At 64.0% G+C, this 14999-nt stretch carries 17 protein-coding genes; 7 read left to right on the forward strand and 10 right to left on the reverse strand.

Annotation, left to right across the window (positions count from 1 at the left end; genetic code table 11):
• Positions 1–47: 47 nt before the first annotated feature.
• Positions 48–1232, forward strand: a complete 1185-nt coding sequence (locus tag ACQY5B_RS19735; protein ID WP_420327816.1) for an alpha-D-ribose 1-methylphosphonate 5-triphosphate diphosphatase — start codon at positions 48–50, stop codon at positions 1230–1232.
• A gap of 274 nt (positions 1233–1506) precedes the next feature.
• On the opposite strand, the gene ACQY5B_RS19740 is transcribed toward ACQY5B_RS19735, so the two are convergent.
• From ACQY5B_RS19740 to phnC, 5 genes are all read right to left on the reverse strand, one after another.
• Positions 1507–2124, reverse strand: a complete 618-nt coding sequence (locus tag ACQY5B_RS19740) for an LbetaH domain-containing protein (protein ID WP_420327815.1) — start codon at positions 2122–2124, stop codon at positions 1507–1509.
• 3 nt (positions 2125–2127) lie between these two features.
• Positions 2128–3453, reverse strand: coding sequence for a phosphonate ABC transporter, permease protein PhnE (phnE, locus tag ACQY5B_RS19745; protein WP_420327814.1), 1326 nt, complete (start codon positions 3451–3453; stop codon positions 2128–2130).
• A complete protein-coding gene (phnE, locus tag ACQY5B_RS19750; protein WP_305969400.1) occupies positions 3450–4319 on the reverse strand; it encodes a phosphonate ABC transporter, permease protein PhnE in 870 nt (289 codons plus the stop codon). Before phnE (ACQY5B_RS19750) ends, phnE (ACQY5B_RS19745) begins: the two co-directional genes overlap by 4 nt.
• A 76-nt stretch (positions 4320–4395) precedes the next feature.
• Positions 4396–5301 (reverse strand): phosphonate ABC transporter substrate-binding protein, encoded by a 906-nt coding sequence (gene phnD, locus ACQY5B_RS19755; RefSeq protein ID WP_305969399.1) that lies wholly within the window; start codon positions 5299–5301, stop codon positions 4396–4398.
• A gap of 66 nt (positions 5302–5367) precedes the next feature.
• Positions 5368–6174, reverse strand: coding sequence for a phosphonate ABC transporter ATP-binding protein (phnC, locus tag ACQY5B_RS19760; RefSeq protein WP_305969398.1), 807 nt, complete (start codon positions 6172–6174; stop codon positions 5368–5370).
• A gap of 253 nt (positions 6175–6427) precedes the next feature.
• Between phnC and ACQY5B_RS19765 the strand changes: the two genes are divergently transcribed.
• Complete coding sequence (locus tag ACQY5B_RS19765; RefSeq protein WP_305969397.1) at positions 6428–6643, forward strand: DUF1127 domain-containing protein; 216 nt, start codon at positions 6428–6430, stop codon at positions 6641–6643.
• Between the two features lie 84 nt (positions 6644–6727).
• On the opposite strand, the gene ACQY5B_RS19770 is transcribed toward ACQY5B_RS19765, so the two are convergent.
• Together ACQY5B_RS19770 and rpsD are read right to left on the reverse strand one after the other, a co-directional pair.
• Positions 6728–6913: a hypothetical protein gene (locus ACQY5B_RS19770; protein ID WP_420327813.1), complete on the reverse strand. Its 186-nt coding sequence runs from the start codon at positions 6911–6913 to the stop codon at positions 6728–6730.
• A gap of 262 nt (positions 6914–7175) precedes the next feature.
• Positions 7176–7796, reverse strand: coding sequence for a 30S ribosomal protein S4 (gene rpsD, locus ACQY5B_RS19775; protein ID WP_305969395.1), 621 nt, complete (start codon positions 7794–7796; stop codon positions 7176–7178).
• Between the two features lie 323 nt (positions 7797–8119).
• On the opposite strand from rpsD, the gene ACQY5B_RS19780 reads away from it, so the two are divergent.
• From ACQY5B_RS19780 to gcvA, 4 genes are all read left to right on the forward strand, one after another.
• Positions 8120–8863 (forward strand): EAL domain-containing protein, encoded by a 744-nt coding sequence (locus ACQY5B_RS19780; protein WP_420328606.1) that lies wholly within the window; start codon positions 8120–8122, stop codon positions 8861–8863.
• A gap of 211 nt (positions 8864–9074) precedes the next feature.
• Positions 9075–10250: an acetyl-CoA C-acetyltransferase gene (locus ACQY5B_RS19785; protein ID WP_420327812.1), complete on the forward strand. Its 1176-nt coding sequence runs from the start codon at positions 9075–9077 to the stop codon at positions 10248–10250.
• 188 nt (positions 10251–10438) lie between these two features.
• Positions 10439–11161: an acetoacetyl-CoA reductase gene (gene phbB, locus ACQY5B_RS19790; RefSeq protein WP_043141679.1), complete on the forward strand. Its 723-nt coding sequence runs from the start codon at positions 10439–10441 to the stop codon at positions 11159–11161.
• Positions 11162–11682: 521 nt separating this feature from the next.
• Entirely contained in the window at positions 11683–12630 is a 948-nt protein-coding gene (gcvA, locus tag ACQY5B_RS19795; protein ID WP_305969392.1) for a transcriptional regulator GcvA, read from the forward strand.
• Between the two features lie 33 nt (positions 12631–12663).
• Here the strand turns inward: gcvA and ACQY5B_RS19800 are convergent, their stop codons facing one another.
• The 3 genes from ACQY5B_RS19800 to ACQY5B_RS19810 all read right to left on the reverse strand — a co-directional run bounded on the left by ACQY5B_RS19800 (position 12664) and on the right by ACQY5B_RS19810 (position 13933).
• Positions 12664–12840, reverse strand: a complete 177-nt coding sequence (locus ACQY5B_RS19800; protein WP_305969391.1) for a YdcH family protein — start codon at positions 12838–12840, stop codon at positions 12664–12666.
• 105 nt (positions 12841–12945) lie between these two features.
• Complete coding sequence (locus ACQY5B_RS19805; RefSeq protein ID WP_420327811.1) at positions 12946–13698, reverse strand: tRNA1(Val) (adenine(37)-N6)-methyltransferase; 753 nt, start codon at positions 13696–13698, stop codon at positions 12946–12948.
• Positions 13699–13717: 19 nt separating this feature from the next.
• Positions 13718–13933 (reverse strand): putative signal transducing protein, encoded by a 216-nt coding sequence (locus ACQY5B_RS19810; RefSeq protein ID WP_305969389.1) that lies wholly within the window; start codon positions 13931–13933, stop codon positions 13718–13720.
• A 54-nt stretch (positions 13934–13987) separates the two neighbouring features.
• Between ACQY5B_RS19810 and ACQY5B_RS19815 the strand changes: the two genes are divergently transcribed.
• Positions 13988–14986: a polyprenyl synthetase family protein gene (locus tag ACQY5B_RS19815; protein ID WP_420327810.1), complete on the forward strand. Its 999-nt coding sequence runs from the start codon at positions 13988–13990 to the stop codon at positions 14984–14986.
• The last annotated feature ends 13 nt before the right edge of the window (positions 14987–14999 follow it).

Genomic DNA, 14999 nt, shown 5'->3' on the forward strand with positions numbered 1-14999 from the left:
CATTGGACGCTTAGACATGCCGGACAGTTCGAGACCAGAGCGGTTCCATGCCCATTGCCCCTTCTTCCCTGCGCTTGACCGGCGCCACTGTCCTGCGCGACGGCGCGCTGCAGTCTCGGTCCGTCGCCATCGAGGACGGACGCATTTCCAAGGGCCCCCTGCCCGAGGTCGACCTGCGCGGCTACTACATTCTGCCCGGGATCATCGACCTTCACGGCGACGCCTTTGAACGCCACCTGGCGCCGCGCCCCTCTGCCCCCTTTCCGATCCGCACCGCCCTTCGCGCCACGGATCGCGACGCGGCGGCAAACGGGATCACCACCGCCTGGCTGGCCCACAGCTGGAGTTGGGAAGGCGGCACGCGCGGCCCGGACCACGCCGAGGCCTTTCTGCGCGCGCTCGATGACTACGCCGACGAGGCCCTGACCGACCTGCGCGTGCAGCTGCGCTGCGAGACCCACACCACCGACACCGCCGACCGGCTGCTGGCCGCCGTACGCCGCCACCACGTCGACTATGTCGTCTTCAACAACCACCTCGACGAGGCGATCCAGCTGGCCGAGATCGACCCGGCGCGGCTTGCGATCTGGGCGCGGCAGGCCGGGCGGTCGATCGAGGAACACCTGGCGGTCGTGCATGCCGCGCGCGGGCAGAGCCGCGAGGTGCCGCGCTATCTCTGCCGCCTGGCCGAGGCCTTTGACACGCTGGGCGTCAGCTATGGCAGCCACGATGACGAGGACGGCGAAACGCGCGAGTATTTCTCGCAGATCGGGGCGAAGATCTGCGAGTTTCCGACCAGACGGGCCGCTGCGGCCCTGGCCCGCGCCGTGGGCGACCCGATCCTGATGGGCGCGCCCAACGTGGTGCGCGGCGGCTCGCAATCCGGCAATATCGCGGCGCAGGACCTGGTGCGAGAGCGGCTCTGCGATGCGCTGGTGTCGGACTATTATTATCCCGCACTCGTGCAGGCCGCCTTTCTCCTTGTCGACGAAGAGATGCTGGACCTGCCCCAGGCCTGGGCGATGATCTCGAGCCGGCCGGCAGAAATCCTGCGCCTGCCCGACCGGGGCGTGATCGACTATGGCCGTCGCGCCGACCTGGCGGTGGTAAATGCCGTGACACGCGTGGTCGAGGCGACGTTTTGCGAAGGCCGGATCACCCACCTGGCGGGCGAGGCGGCACAGCGATTCCTGAGCGCCGGCAACACCGAGGCCCGGCTGGCCGCCGAATGAGCCCGATTTGACCAAAGGGGCGGCGGACGACCCTTGGGATGGAAACACTGAGTTGCGAGACGCACTGATGCATTTTCGACAATTTTTTGGTACCATCACACAAGATTTACGGCGCGAGTCTAGAACGGCGTAGGTGAGTGACGTCAGGACCCGAACCGATTTCGTTTGAGTGTCTTGGGCACATAGTGAGTGGTTTACGAGGAATTTCGAGTACCAATCGGGCGGCCAGAAGGCCGCCCATATTGTTTTCGGCCAGCCCCCGCCCCGTTGCGTGTCAGCCGCCGTATTTCTCCAGGAACGCGGGCACGTCCATCCGACGGAAATCCGCCAGCGCCGCGCGCAGGGCAGCGTGATCCCAGTCCCACCATCCCAGCGCCTCGACCCGCTCGGCGAGATCGCGGGGCAGCCGGTCCCGCACCGGCTTGGCCGGAATACCGGCCACGATGGCATAAGGGGGGACGTCCCGCGTGACGATGGCGCCGGAGGCGATCACCGCGCCATTGCCCACCCGCACCTCGGGTTTGACTTGCGCGTTGTGGCCGATCCAGGTGTCATGCCCGATCACGGCCTTGCGGCTGGCGCGTCGGGCGAACCAGTCGGCGTCATCCTCTGCGTCCGCCCAATACGAGGCGGAGCGATACATGAAATGATGCAGGCTGGCCCGGTCCAGCGGGTGATCCGTCGCGCCGATGCGCACGAAACTGGCGATATTGGCGAACTTGCCGATCTCGGCGTTGGCGATGTCACAATAGCGGTCGCAATAGCTGTAGGCGCCAAAGCGGCTGTTGGCGATGCGACTGCCCTGCCCCACCTCGGTATAGGCACCGAAATCACTTTCCGAGATCGCGCAATCCGGGTGGAACACCGCGCCTTCGGGGGAAAGCCGTGACATGGGTCAGTGCCCCCCGCCCTTGATCAGGCGACGGCGCAGGATACCGGACACCCAGTCCATGAAGATCACCATGAGAACGATCAGAACAATGTAGTAGGTGACTTCTTCCCAGTCCTTCTGAGTGATGATCGCCTGCGTCAACATCAACCCGATGCCACCGCCGGTAATGGCACCGATGATCGTGGCGGAACGGGTATTGGATTCGAGGAAATACAGGACCTGGCTCAACAACACCGGGGTGATCTGCGGGATCACGCCAAAGCGGTAGCGTTGCAACGGTTTCGCCCCGGTCGAGGACACTCCCTCGATCTGTTTCTGGTCGACGTTTTCCAGCGCCTCCGAGAACAGCTTGCCCAGCGAGCCCGTGTCGGTCAGCAGGATCGCCAGGGCGCCGGTCAGCGGGCCCGGCCCAAAGGCACGGCTGAGCAGGATGGTGAAGATCAGCGCATCGACGCCCCGGACAAAATCGAACACCCGGCGCACCAGCTGACGCACGACGACAACCGGGGTAAAGTTCCGGGCCGCGAGGAAGGCAAGCGGCAGGGCGACGAGGGCCGCGCCCATCGTGCCCAGAAAGGCCATCAGGATCGTCTCGCCAATCGCCCAGGCCACCTTGCCGTGGTGCCACAGCGGGTTGGCCCAGAAGTCCTGCCAGGCCCCGGCGATATTGGATCGGTCGGGATCGATCTGCGGGCCAAGTAGCAGGCTCCAGACCGGCGTGCCGTGATAGGGGCTGTCCAGCGTGAACCAGAACAGTTCCCAGCCAAAGAAGTAGCGGAAAACCTCTGTCTTGGCGCGGGTCATGGTCAGGCGCCCGGCCTCTGTGCGGATGTCGAGCCGCGTCCGCGAATAGCTGATCCATTCGGGCAGCCGGTCCTCCGCGATGTCGATGGTTACGGACGGATCCAGTTTCGCAGTGATGTCCCCGAACTCCGGGTGACGATAGACTGCCGTCTGGTCCGGCAGGAACAGGACGCTGTGCCCCCTGGGCAGGTCGATGGTCACGGTCTCACCGTCGATGGCGACCCAGTCGGGACTTTGCCCTTCAGGCCAGGTCGCGGGCCGCTCACCCTCCTTGGCAATCGTGACCTCGCCCGACCGGTTCGCGCGGGTGACATGGGTCTTGTAGCTGTAGGTATCGCGGATCAGCGTCATCGCGTTGTCCAGCCGCGCACGCTCGGCCAGTCCCATGACGTCGAAGGCAAAGAAGATATAGGTCAGGTACAGCAGGATCACTACGGGCACCGCGACCGAGATCAGGCGCTTGCGCCGGAACAGGGCCTGCGCCGCATCCTGGCGATCGATCATCGAAAGGCTGGCGTCTGTCATTGGTTCGCCCCTTCGCTCAGACGGTTGCGCAGGCTGGACGACAGTTGGTCGACCGCGACGATGGTGACGAACAGCAGGATGAAAATCGCCGCCGCCTCGTCAAAGCGGCCCGGGCCCCAGGCCATCGAGTTGCGCAGTTCGTAGCCGATGCCGCCCGCGCCGACGAAGCCCAAGATGGCCGAAGCGCGGATGTTGACCTCGAACCGCAGCAATCCGTAGCTGAGATAGTTCGGCGCCACCTGCGGCATGACCCCCAGCAGCATTTTCTGGCTCCACGTCGCGCCGACAGAGGTCAGCCCGTCCACGGGTTTCAGGTCGGCGTTCTCGTTCACCTCGGAATAGAGCTTGCCCAGGGCGCCGGCGGTGTGCAGCGCGATGGCGATCATGGCCGGGATCGGGCCGCCGCCCAGCATGTAGATCAGCACCAGCGCCACCACGATTTCGGGCAGCGCGCGGGTCACGTCCATGATGCGGCGGAACACCGGGATCAGAACCGGCCAGCGTGCCATGCCACGGGTGGACAAGAGCGACAGCACCAGCCCAAGCGCCGCGCCCGTAAGCGTCGCCACGGCGGCGATGTTCAATGTCTCGATGAGGTCGGGCAGGTATTTCCACAGCAGGCCCGCCATGTCGGCGCGCTTGTCCCAGGCCTCTCCCACCACGTCCGCGGGAAAGTCGAAGATCCGGTGGATGCCGTCGAAAAAGCCGCCGGCGTTGCGGTCATTGGCAACGCGAAAACCCGAGACCAGCAGCACAACAAAGACCAGTATGGCGATTCCGCTGTACAGCCGTTTCTGGCGCACCATCGCCATGTAACTGTCCTGCGTCGCGGCCAGCGGTGCGGCGCCCTGCGTCAAGTCTGTCATCTGCCCTGCCTTCATGTGGGAACCCCGCCCGGGAAAAAGGGCGGGGTCCTGTGCCTTTGTCAGATCGAAAGGGCGATCAGCCGTCGATCTTCTGCTTGCGGACCTCGATGATGGTCTCATAGGCGTCGTGGGTGATCGGGTAGAAACCGGCGGTCTCACCGAAAGCCACGTTGTAGGCGCATTCCTGGTCTTTCTCGTAGAGCCCCAGAACCAGCGCCGTCACCTTTTCCTTGACGTCGGCGGGCAGGGCCTCGCGGATGGTCACGGGGCCTTCGGGGATAGGCTTGGACTGCCAGATCTGGACCAGCTCGTTCATGTCGACCAGGCCGTTGTCGACGGCGCGGCGCAGCGCGCCCGAGTTGTAGCCGTCTTCCCAGTTGCCCAGGCCGTCGGCCCAGGTCACGCCGGCGTCGATGTCGCCGTTGTAGACCGCGACGATGGTCTGCTCGTGGCCGCCGGTGAACTTGACCTCGCCGAAGAAGTCACCGGATTCCATCGTGACATCGTATTGGGCGGGGATTTCAACGGAGGGGATCAGGTAGCCCGAGGTCGAGTTCGGGTCGCCAAAGCCGAAGACCTTGCCTTCGAGCCCCTCGACCGAGGTGATGCCGCTGTCCTTGCGGGCAAAACCGATCGAGTGGTAGCTGTACGAGCCGTCCAGGTTGGTCTTGACGGCGATGGGTTCACCGGCCGACGGGTCCTGCAGGTGCAGGGCCGCGTAAGCAGAGGCGCCGAACCATGCCAGGTCCAGGGTGCCGCCCAGGAAGCCCTGGATCACGCCGTTGTAGTCGGCGGGCGTGAACAGCTTGACCTCGACGTTCAGCTCTTCGGCGATGTAGTCGGCAAAGCACTGGTAGTTGTTCAGGCGGCTCTGGACGTTGTCGCCGCCCAGAATGCCAATGCGGAATTCGGTGATTTCCTGGGCCATGGCCGGTGCGGCCAGGGCGGTGGATGCTGCAAGAACTGCAAGGAGCTTTTTCATCGTCTTCCTCTTTTGTTGAATGGCCCCTGCCAACCACTGACCGGGGGGATGAAAACCTGTGGGGGCTCAGGCGGTGACCGCGTGTCGCGCGTCCGCCAGAGCATTGATGTCGGTAGAGGTCGCCGCCTCGGAAAACTCGGCCCCGGCGCCGTAGATGTCGCGGGCCACCCCGGTGTTCAGCTGGTCCGGCGTGCCGTCAAAGACGACGCGGCCCTGGCGCATGCCGATCACCCGGTCGCAATAGCGGCGCGCGGTATCCAGCGTGTGCAGGTTGGCGATGACCATGCGGCCGTCTTCCTCGTGGATGCGACGCAGCGCATCCATGACGATCTGGGCGTTCATCGGGTCGAGCGAGGCGATGGGTTCATCCGCCAGGATGATCTGCGGGTCCTGCATCAGGGCGCGGGCAATGGCGACGCGCTGCTGCTGGCCGCCGGACAGGGCCTCTGCCCGTTTCGGCGCATGATCGGCGATGCCCAGACGGTCGAGGATCTCGATCGCCTTGTGGATGTCCTCGGTCGGGTAGAGGTTGAACAGCGTCGCGAAGGTCGACCGCCGGTTCAACGTCCCGTGCAGCACGTTCGACACCACGTCCATGCGCGGCACCAGGTTGAACTGCTGAAAGATCATGGCGCATTCGGACTGCCACTTGCGCCGGGCACTGCCGGTCAGCCGGGTCACGTCGCGCCCCTGGAAGGCGATGGTGCCCTCGCTTGCGTCGGCGAGGCGGTTGATCATCCGCAGCAGCGTCGACTTGCCGGCGCCAGAGGCCCCGATGACGCCGATCATCGCGGATTTGTCGATGGTAAAGCTGACGTTGTCCACGGCAGCATTGGCGCCAAAGCGCTTGGTCAACTGTTCGATGCGTAGCACGCAGCACCCCCTCGTGTCTGAGGGGGCGTGCTAAGGCGATGCCTTGTCCGTTCCGTGACGATCGCACAAAACTTTTGTAACGCGCCCCGGATGACGCAGCGGCAGCAATGCGCAGCGCCGGTTAACCCGCAATTGACCAGCCATGCATTTGATTACAGGCGGCTATGCACGCAAACCTCTGGCGCTGCACCGCAGCAAAACCTAGGTTGGTTGCCAAGGGAGGAACCCGATCACTGCAAGGAAGGGTCCTGATATGGCACATGTCCAAACCACCACCACCCACGGCGGCAACTTCTTCACCGGCTTCTTCGAAGGCGTCTTCAGCTTTCTGGTCCGCATCTCCGAGGCCAACAGCCGCGTCAAGGAAATCGAACGCCTGAACGGCATGACCGACGCACAGCTGGAAAAGCTGGGTATCGAACGCGCCGACATCGTGCGTCACGTCTTCCGCGACAGCTTTTACATCTGATCGCACGGACCGCAGGCGGACAGCCGTCTGGTTTCTGATGACCGCCGCGCCCCGACCGGGCGCGGCGTCATTGTTTTGGGACGGTCACTTTCCGGCCCGGCGGGTCATCATCTCGCGCACCGCGGCCATGCTACGGCACGCCAGGTCCGAGACCTGAGCCACAAGCACCTGCCTCACCTCCGGATCGTCCGAAAATCTCTCGGTGCGAATCCCGTCGGGCAGATTGGCGCTTTCCTCCGCTTTGGTGTCCAGCCCATGCGGAAACGCCATGTCGACCTCATCATATCGGCCCGCGTCCGCACCGTTACGCGGCGCCTTGCAACGGCCATACCAGCAAGAGCAGCGCGATGATCCACCCTGTCCGTGTCTTGACAGACGTCCTCTACCATGGCCCCCCCGGCCGCCCTGTATCCGTTCCAGGACGTTTTTTGTACGCGCCCAGACCCGGCCGGACCGGCAATACAGAAAAGGCCGCCCGGATGGGCGGCCTTTCGCGATCTTGCATGGCGGCGGACCCGGGGCCCGCGCACACTCAGTTCTGAGCGTAGAATTCGATGACCAGGTTCGGTTCCATCACCACGGCGTAGGGCACGTCGCCCAGCTGCGGGGTGCGGACGAAGGTGGCGGTCATCTTCGAGTGGTCGGCCTCGATGTAGTCGGGCACGTCACGCTCAGGCAGTTGGGTCGCTTCCAGAAGCGCGGCCATCTGCTTGGATTTCTCGCGAACCTCGATCACGTCGCCTTCCTGGACGCGGTACGAGGGGATGTTCACGCGCTTGCCGTTCACCAGGACATGGCCGTGGTTCACGAACTGGCGGGCGGCAAAGACGGTCGGCACGAACTTGGCGCGGTAGACGACAGCGTCCAGACGGCGCTCGAGCAGGCCGATGAGGTTCTCACCGGTGTCACCCTTCAGACGCTCGGCCTCGGCGTAGATGCGGCGGAACTGCTTTTCGGTCAGGTCGCCGTAGTAGCCTTTCAGCTTCTGCTTGGCGCGCAGCTGCAGGCCGAAGTCGGACATTTTCTGCTTGCGGCGCTGACCGTGCTGGCCGGGGCCGTATTCGCGGCGGTTCACCGGCGACTTGGGGCGGCCCCAGATGTTTTCGCCCATGCGGCGGTCGATTTTGTACTTGGCAGTCGTGCGTTTGGTCACGGCTGATCTCCTTCGTCAGGGTTTCGAAGGGCGTTGTCCTCTCCCCGGATTTGGCCGGAGTGACAGGGATCCCCTTGCGAGGGCCACCAACACCAATGAGCGCGCGCTTATACAGGCTGCGAGGGGCGAGTCAAGCGTCCCTCTTTCCATGTCCGGACAATTTGAACCAAAGGGGAACATTAACGGTTGCTTTACACCTCGGGCGTCAAATGGGGCAAGACCACGGCACGGAGGCGGAAGTGGCGAAACCGGCAGCAGAAGAATACGAGGCGCGCAATGCGCTGGAACAGGCGGTCAGGATCCGCGATACATCCGTGCTGGACATGGTCCGGCGGTCGATCCAGCATCGCCAGGTCATGCTGGCCTTCCAGCCCGTGATGCAGGCCCAGGCCCCCGACCGTGTCGCGTTTTATGAGGGGTTGGTCCGCGTTCTTGACGAAACCGGGCGGATCATTCCCGCAACCGACTTCATCAATACCGTCGAGGATACGGAATACGGGCGGATGCTGGATTGTATCTCGCTGGAAAAGGGACTGGCTGAACTGCGCCGCGTGCCGGATCTGCGCCTGTCCGTCAACATGTCCGCCCGCTCCATCGGCTACAAGAAATGGATGCGGGTGCTTCAGCGCGGCCTTGACCAGGATCCGACGATCGCCGAACGGCTGATCCTGGAAATCACCGAAAGCTCGGCCATTCTGGTGCCGGAACTGGTGGTCAGCTTCATGGATGACCTGCAGCGCCGGGGCATCTCCTTTGCCATCGACGATTTCGGTGCCGGCTACACCGCCCTGCGTCATTTCAAGGACTTCCGCTTTGACGTCCTCAAGATCGACGGCCAGTTCTGCCAAGGCATCGCCACCGATCCGGATAACCAGGTTCTTGTCGCCGCAATGGTCAAGATCGCCGAACAGTTCGACATGTTCACGGTCGCCGAAATGGTCGAATCGCGCGAAGACGCCGATTGCCTGGCCGCATTGGGGATCGACTGCCTCCAGGGATATCTCTTTGCCGCCCCCAGCGTGCGCCCGCCCTGGCGCCAGAAAGACGCTGCGCGACGCGCCGTCTGACGCCACGGGATCCACTCCGGATAACGTAACGGCACATAAGGCATGGACATTCGGCATCTTCGCCATGCATCTTCGGGATGAGACACCCTGTCCGGTTCTTATGGTTCGCCACTTCGGCTATCTCCCTAGCCGACAAGCGAGGAAGAGAAGGACCCGCAACCGGTGGGGCCGCGTCTTGACCTGATGCACCCGCTTGCCTGGAGGACTACATATGACCAACGTCGTTATCGCAAGCGCTGCCCGGACGGCCGTCGGCAGCTTTGGCGGTTCCTTTGCCAACACCCCGGCACATGACCTGGGCGCAGCCGTCCTGGAAGCCCTGGTCGACCGCGCCGGCATCGCCAAGGAGGATGTTTCCGAAACCATCCTCGGCCAGGTGTTGACCGCAGCGCAAGGCCAGAACCCTGCCCGCCAGGCACATATCAATGCCGGCCTGCCCAAGGAATCGGCGGCCTGGGGAATCAACCAGGTCTGCGGTTCGGGCCTCCGTGCGGTCGCGCTTGGTGCGCAGCACATCATGCTGGGCGACGCCTCGATCGTCTGTGCCGGCGGTCAGGAAAACATGACCCTCTCGCCCCATGCCGCGCACCTGCGCGCCGGTCACAAGATGGGCGACATGAAATACATCGACACGATGATCCGCGACGGCCTGTGGGACGCTTTCAACGGCTACCACATGGGCAACACCGCCGAGAACGTGGCCGACCAATGGCAGATCACCCGCGACATGCAGGATGAATTCGCCGTTGCCTCGCAGAACAAGGCAGAAGCCGCCCAAAAGGCCGGCAAGTTCGACGATGAGGTCGTGGCCTTCACCGTCAAGACCCGCAAGGGCGACATCGTGGTCGACAAGGATGAATACATCCGTCACGGCGCCACCCTCGAAGCCATGCAGAAACTGCGCCCGGCTTTCGCCAAAGACGGCTCTGTCACCGCCGCCAACGCCAGCGGCCTGAACGACGGCGCCGCCGGCGCCCTGCTGATGTCCGCGGATGAGGCCGAAAAGCGCGGCATCGAACCGCTGGCCCGCATCGCCTCCTACGCCACCGCCGGGCTTGACCCGTCGATCATGGGCGTGGGTCCGATCCACGCCTCGCGCAAGGCATTGGAAAAAGCCGGCTGGAAGGTTGAGGACCTGGACCTGGTCGAAGCCAACGAAGCCTTCGCCGCTCAGGCCTGCGCCGTGAACAAGGACATGGGCTGGGATCCGTCCATCGTGAACGTCAATGGCGGCGCCATTGCCATCGGCCACCCGATCGGCGCTTCGGGCGCGCGCGTCCTGAACACCCTGTTGTTCGAGATGAAACGCCGCGATGCCAAGAAGGGTCTCGCCACGCTCTGCATCGGCGGCGGCATGGGCGTCGCGCTCTGCGTGGAGCGTCCGTAACCGGCGCCACATGGCATATCGGGGGGCGCCAATGGCGCCCCCTTTTTTGTGGAGAGCGTCCGGGCCCAAGCTGGACCGGACAAGGGGTCGCGACAAACGACCCGAATAGAAGAGTAATATTGTTGCTCATCTAAAAATCGCAAGGTAACAAAGTTACCAGACACGGACAAAGAACTGGAGGAACCCCAATGGCACGTGTAGCACTCGTCACCGGCGGCAGCCGCGGCATCGGCGAAGCCATTTCCAAGGCCCTGAAGGCCGAAGGCTACGAGGTCGCAGCGACCTACGCCGGCAACGACGAAAAGGCCGCCGCCTTCACCGAAGCCACCGGCATCAAGACCTACAAGTGGAACGTGGCCGACTACGAGGCCTCCAAAGCCGGACTTGCGCAGGTCGAAGCAGATCTGGGCCCCATCGACGTGGTCGTGGCCAATGCAGGCATCACGCGCGACGCGGCCTTCCACAAGATGACCCCAGAGATGTGGAACGAGGTGATCGACACCAACCTCACCGGCGTCTTCAACACCGTGCACCCGATCTGGCCGGGGATGCGTGACCGCGGCTTTGGCCGGATCATCGTGATCTCCTCGATCAACGGCCAGAAGGGCCAGATGGGCCAGGTCAACTATGCCGCCACCAAGGCGGGCGACCTCGGCATCATCAAGTCGCTGGCCCAGGAAGGCGCGCGCAAGGGCATCACCGCCAACGCGATCTGCCCGGGCTACATCGCGACCGAAATGGTCATGGCCGTGCCGGAGAAGGTGCGCGAAAGCATCATCGCGCAGATTCCCGCCGGACGACTGGGCGAACCCGAGGAAATCGCGCGCTGCGTGACCTTCCTGGCCTCTGACGATGCCGGTTTCATCAACGGCTCGACCATTTCGGCCAACGGCGCCCAGTTTTTCGTCTGAGCGCAACGCCAAGGGACGGCGGGTGGGGCGAGGTTCCGTCCAAAGGACGGGACAAGCGTCACCCACCGGCCCGCACATCCACCAAAAGCGCCCCCAGCGGGCGCTTTTTCATTGGGTCCGGTGTCTGGGATTGCACCGGTCATTGCATTCGAAGGCAATTCCTTGCGCCGCACCGTCGGCATTGTTCAAGCCAGAGATAATCCGCTCTCGAACAAAACACCCCCGGAGTCTTTCGGTTCGGGGGCGCTTCGCTTCGCCCGCCAAGACCGGCGGGAGCGGGGAGCCTCACGACCTGCGGTCAGCGGCGACGGGCGAAAACACTCTTCCAGAGGCCGGACACAAACCGGCCGCGCGCGGCATGGGCGGCAAGGATCGCGTCACGATGACGGGCGTCGGCGGCGGCTTCGAGCATGGCGGACCTCATTGGACAAGCATTACTTGATGCCCTCAACCTAGACAGGCGCAAGAAAAGCGGCAAACGAGACTTCTCAGCCGCTCAGTCAAGTTATACTTATGTGAAAATGTCCGACCGCCTGCCCCCTCTCACCGCCCTGCGCGCCTTCGAGGCTGCCGCGCGTCACATGTCCTTTGCCAAGGCGGCCGAGGAGCTGAACGTCACGCCCGCCGCGCTCTCCTTTCAGATCAAGAATCTGGAGGACCACCTGGGCGCGCCGGTGTTCCGCCGCCTGAACCGCGCAGTGGAACTGACCGAAGCCGGGCGTCTTCTGGCTCCGGGAACCTCCGAAGGGTTCGAACGGCTGATCACCGCCTGGCGGGCGACGCGGCGCCTGCAAGACACCGGCAGGCTGACGGTCACCGCCGGCCCCGCCTTTACCGCCAAATGCCTTGCACCGCGGCTCTACGATTTTGCGCAGGCCCATCCGGATATCGAGCTGCGCTTTGTCGCCGGCCTGCGCATGATGGATTTTGACCGGGACGAGATCGACGTGGCCATCCGCTACGGCTATGGCACGGACGAAGGCCTGTTCAGCGAGCATCTCCTGGACGAAGCCGTGACACCGATGATGCGTCCGGATCTGGCATCGCTCTACCCCACGCCGGACAGTCTGCTGGATGCGCCTTTGGTGCAGGACGGCTCGCATGATTTCATGGATCCGCCTGCCGGTTGGCCAGAATGGTTCCGCGCCTGCGGCATGACGGGCTGCCCAACCCCGACAGCGCGCTTTTCTCAGGCCGATCACGCGCTGGACGCGGCCCTGGCAGGCGCAGGCGTGGTCCTGTCGCGCACATCGCTGGCGCAGAGGTTGTTGGCTTCGGGACAGTTGGTCGCGCCGTTCGACATCGGTCTGACGACAACCGCACGGTTCCGGTTTCTCTGCGCAAACGGCACGGAGACGCGTCCACAGATCGCCGCGTTCCGCGAGTGGCTGTTCGAGGAGATCAGGGCATTGCCCACGGGACTCGAGGGCAAGTCGCTGGTCTCTGTAGATGACCTGTCCCGGGCCTGAGTGAACCCCGGAACAGGTCAAAGAGAACCCGTGCTACATCACGGTTTGCGGCGAAAGCCGCGCGATTTCTTCCTTGATCCTCAGCTTCTGTTTTTTCAGGTCCGCGATGAGCAGGTCGTCAGTCCCGGGGGCGCGCTGCGCCTCCTCTACGGCTTCCGACAAGGCGTGATGCTTCCTTTTCAGTTCCTGCAAGTGCGAACTCAAGCTCATGGGATCCTCCTTTCAGATGACGAGATTTTCAGTGCAGCACAGAATTACACGCAAGTCACGCTGCGGCTGCATCATGGCTTCGCAAAAATGTAACATGGATACAGGTCAAACTCGACCTGCCGGGAATTCCAGCGCTGCCGCCCGCATCATGATCGCCTCGAAACGGGCGGTGTAGCGGTTCCCCGGCTCCTTGTGGCGGTCGCCCGCGTGAATCACCGCGCCTGCGTGAAACCGGAAGGGTGCGCGCCCGTCCTTGCGGCCTCGAAGCAGGATCAGGCGCGGCGGACGCCCCTCGCGCGGCAGCAAGGGCAACAGTTCAAGCGCCCCAAGCCGTCCTTGCATGGCCACGATCAGGTCCGGCAAGCGCTCGGCGCGCTGGATGAAGGTCGCATAGCCGCGCGGCTTCAGCCGCCTAGCGGCGCAGGCCACCCAGTCGGCCAGCGGCGTTTCCCCCGCAAGGGCAATTTCCCGCCCACTCTCATCGGCACGGATCCGCTTGCCGGCCTCGAAATAAGGCGGGTTCGCGAAAACATGGTCAAAGCTCTGCGCCTTCAGCCCGGGCGGAGGATCGGACAGGTCGCCGGTCCAGACCTCACCCGTCAGCCCGTTGTGCGCAAGGTTTCGGCGAGCAAGCGCGGCGTATCCCGGCTGCAGTTCCAGCCCGCTCAGCCGCAGCCCCTGCACGCGCGCACCAAGGCAGCACAGGCCCGGCCCCGCGCCACAGCCCAGTTCCAGCACGCTTTGCCCCGGCTGCGCCGCGACGGCGGCCGCCAGCACCACCGGATCGGTCCCGGCCCGGTATCCATCCCTTGGTTGCAGCAGGCGCACCCTGCCGCCCAGCATCGCGTCCTCGCTCAACGCGTCGGGGGCAAATGGCTCAGCCCTCAAAGTTCACACCGGCCGCGCGCAGAAGGCGCCGGGCCTGCTCGATCTGGTCCGCGCGCACCATCAAACGCCGCGGCAGAATGCCTATCGATCCCTCGAGGACGCTCATGTTTACGTCCAGTTCAAAGCTGTCTATACCCTCCTCGTTCAGAAGGGTCCGGACCAGCGGGATCAGGGTGATGTCGTTCGTGCGCAAGAGCTCTTCCATGTCGGGGATGTAAGGACAAGGCGCACGATTTGTCGAGCCTTGCACGGGAGTTTGATGAGCTTGGACGACGCCATTCAAAAGCCGCATGAACGTCTTGCCGCGTTGTTGGCCGGGGACCTTGACGAGGTCAACGCCCTGATCCGCGCGCGCATGGCGTCGAAACACGCGCCGCGCATCCCCGAGGTGACGGCCCACCTGGTCGAGGCCGGTGGCAAGCGGCTGCGCCCCTTGCTGACCTTGGCGGCGGCACGGATGTGCGGCTATGACGGCCCGTACCATGTCCACCTCGCCGCGACGGTGGAATTCATCCATACCGCCACCCTGCTGCACGACGACGTGGTGGACGAAAGCAAGAAGCGGCGCGGGCGGCCCACCGCGAACCTGCTGTGGGACAACAAGTCCAGCGTGCTGGTTGGCGACTACCTCTTCGCGCGATCGTTCCAATTGATGACGGAAACCGGAAACCTGCGGGTTCTGCGCATCCTCAGCGACGCGGCGGCGACCATCGCCGAGGGCGAGGTGCTGCAACTGACCGCGGCGCAGGACCTGTCGACGACAGAGGCGATCTACCTTCAGGTCGTGCGCGGCAAGACGGCCGCGCTGTTTTCCGCCGCGACAGAGGTCGGCGGCGTGATCGCCGGACGGCCCGAGGACGAGGTCAGGGCACTGTTCGACTATGGCGACGCGCTGGGGATCGCCTTTCAGATTGTCGATGACCTTCTGGATTACTGGGGTTCCGACGCGACGGGTAAGAACATCGGCGACGATTTCCGCGAGCGCAAGCTGACCCTGCCGCTGATCAAGGCTTTTGCCTCGGCCAACGATGAGGAAAAGGCCTTTTGGAAGCGGGTGATCGAGAAGGGCGACCAGCGGGACGGCGACCTTGAGCACGCCATCGGCCTGTTGAACAAGCACGGCGCGCTGGAGGCGACCCGGCAAGAGGCACTGGCCTGGGCCGCGCGCGCCAAGGCGGCAATGGAAACCCTGCCGCAGAGCGAGTTTCGTGACCTGCTGATCGACCTCAACGATTACGTGGTGAGCCGCGTGAACTGAGGAGGATGGGAAA

The sequence above is a fragment of the Antarctobacter sp. genome (assembly GCF_965277915.1).
Classification (GTDB): Bacteria; Pseudomonadota; Alphaproteobacteria; order Rhodobacterales; family Rhodobacteraceae; genus Antarctobacter.

Bases quoted from the DNA above. Each gene is read 5' to 3' on its own strand.
- ACQY5B_RS19735 (WP_420327816.1), top strand. From the start codon at position 48: ATGCCCATTGCCCCTTCTTCCCTGCGCTTGACCGGCGCCACTGTCCTG.
- ACQY5B_RS19740 (WP_420327815.1), bottom strand. From the start codon at position 2,124: ATGTCACGGCTTTCCCCCGAAGGCGCGGTGTTCCACCCGGATTGCGCG.
- phnE (WP_420327814.1), bottom strand. From the start codon at position 3,453: ATGACAGACGCCAGCCTTTCGATGATCGATCGCCAGGATGCGGCGCAG.
- phnE (WP_305969400.1), bottom strand. From the start codon at position 4,319: ATGACAGACTTGACGCAGGGCGCCGCACCGCTGGCCGCGACGCAGGAC.
- phnD (WP_305969399.1), bottom strand. From the start codon at position 5,301: ATGAAAAAGCTCCTTGCAGTTCTTGCAGCATCCACCGCCCTGGCCGCA.
- ACQY5B_RS19765 (WP_305969397.1), top strand. From the start codon at position 6,428: ATGGCACATGTCCAAACCACCACCACCCACGGCGGCAACTTCTTCACC.
- ACQY5B_RS19770 (WP_420327813.1), bottom strand. From the start codon at position 6,913: ATGGCGTTTCCGCATGGGCTGGACACCAAAGCGGAGGAAAGCGCCAAT.
- ACQY5B_RS19780 (WP_420328606.1), top strand. From the start codon at position 8,120: ATGGTCCGGCGGTCGATCCAGCATCGCCAGGTCATGCTGGCCTTCCAG.
- ACQY5B_RS19785 (WP_420327812.1), top strand. From the start codon at position 9,075: ATGACCAACGTCGTTATCGCAAGCGCTGCCCGGACGGCCGTCGGCAGC.
- phbB (WP_043141679.1), top strand. From the start codon at position 10,439: ATGGCACGTGTAGCACTCGTCACCGGCGGCAGCCGCGGCATCGGCGAA.
- gcvA (WP_305969392.1), top strand. From the start codon at position 11,683: ATGTCCGACCGCCTGCCCCCTCTCACCGCCCTGCGCGCCTTCGAGGCT.
- ACQY5B_RS19800 (WP_305969391.1), bottom strand. From the start codon at position 12,840: ATGAGCTTGAGTTCGCACTTGCAGGAACTGAAAAGGAAGCATCACGCC.
- ACQY5B_RS19810 (WP_305969389.1), bottom strand. From the start codon at position 13,933: ATGGAAGAGCTCTTGCGCACGAACGACATCACCCTGATCCCGCTGGTC.
- ACQY5B_RS19815 (WP_420327810.1), top strand. From the start codon at position 13,988: ATGAGCTTGGACGACGCCATTCAAAAGCCGCATGAACGTCTTGCCGCG.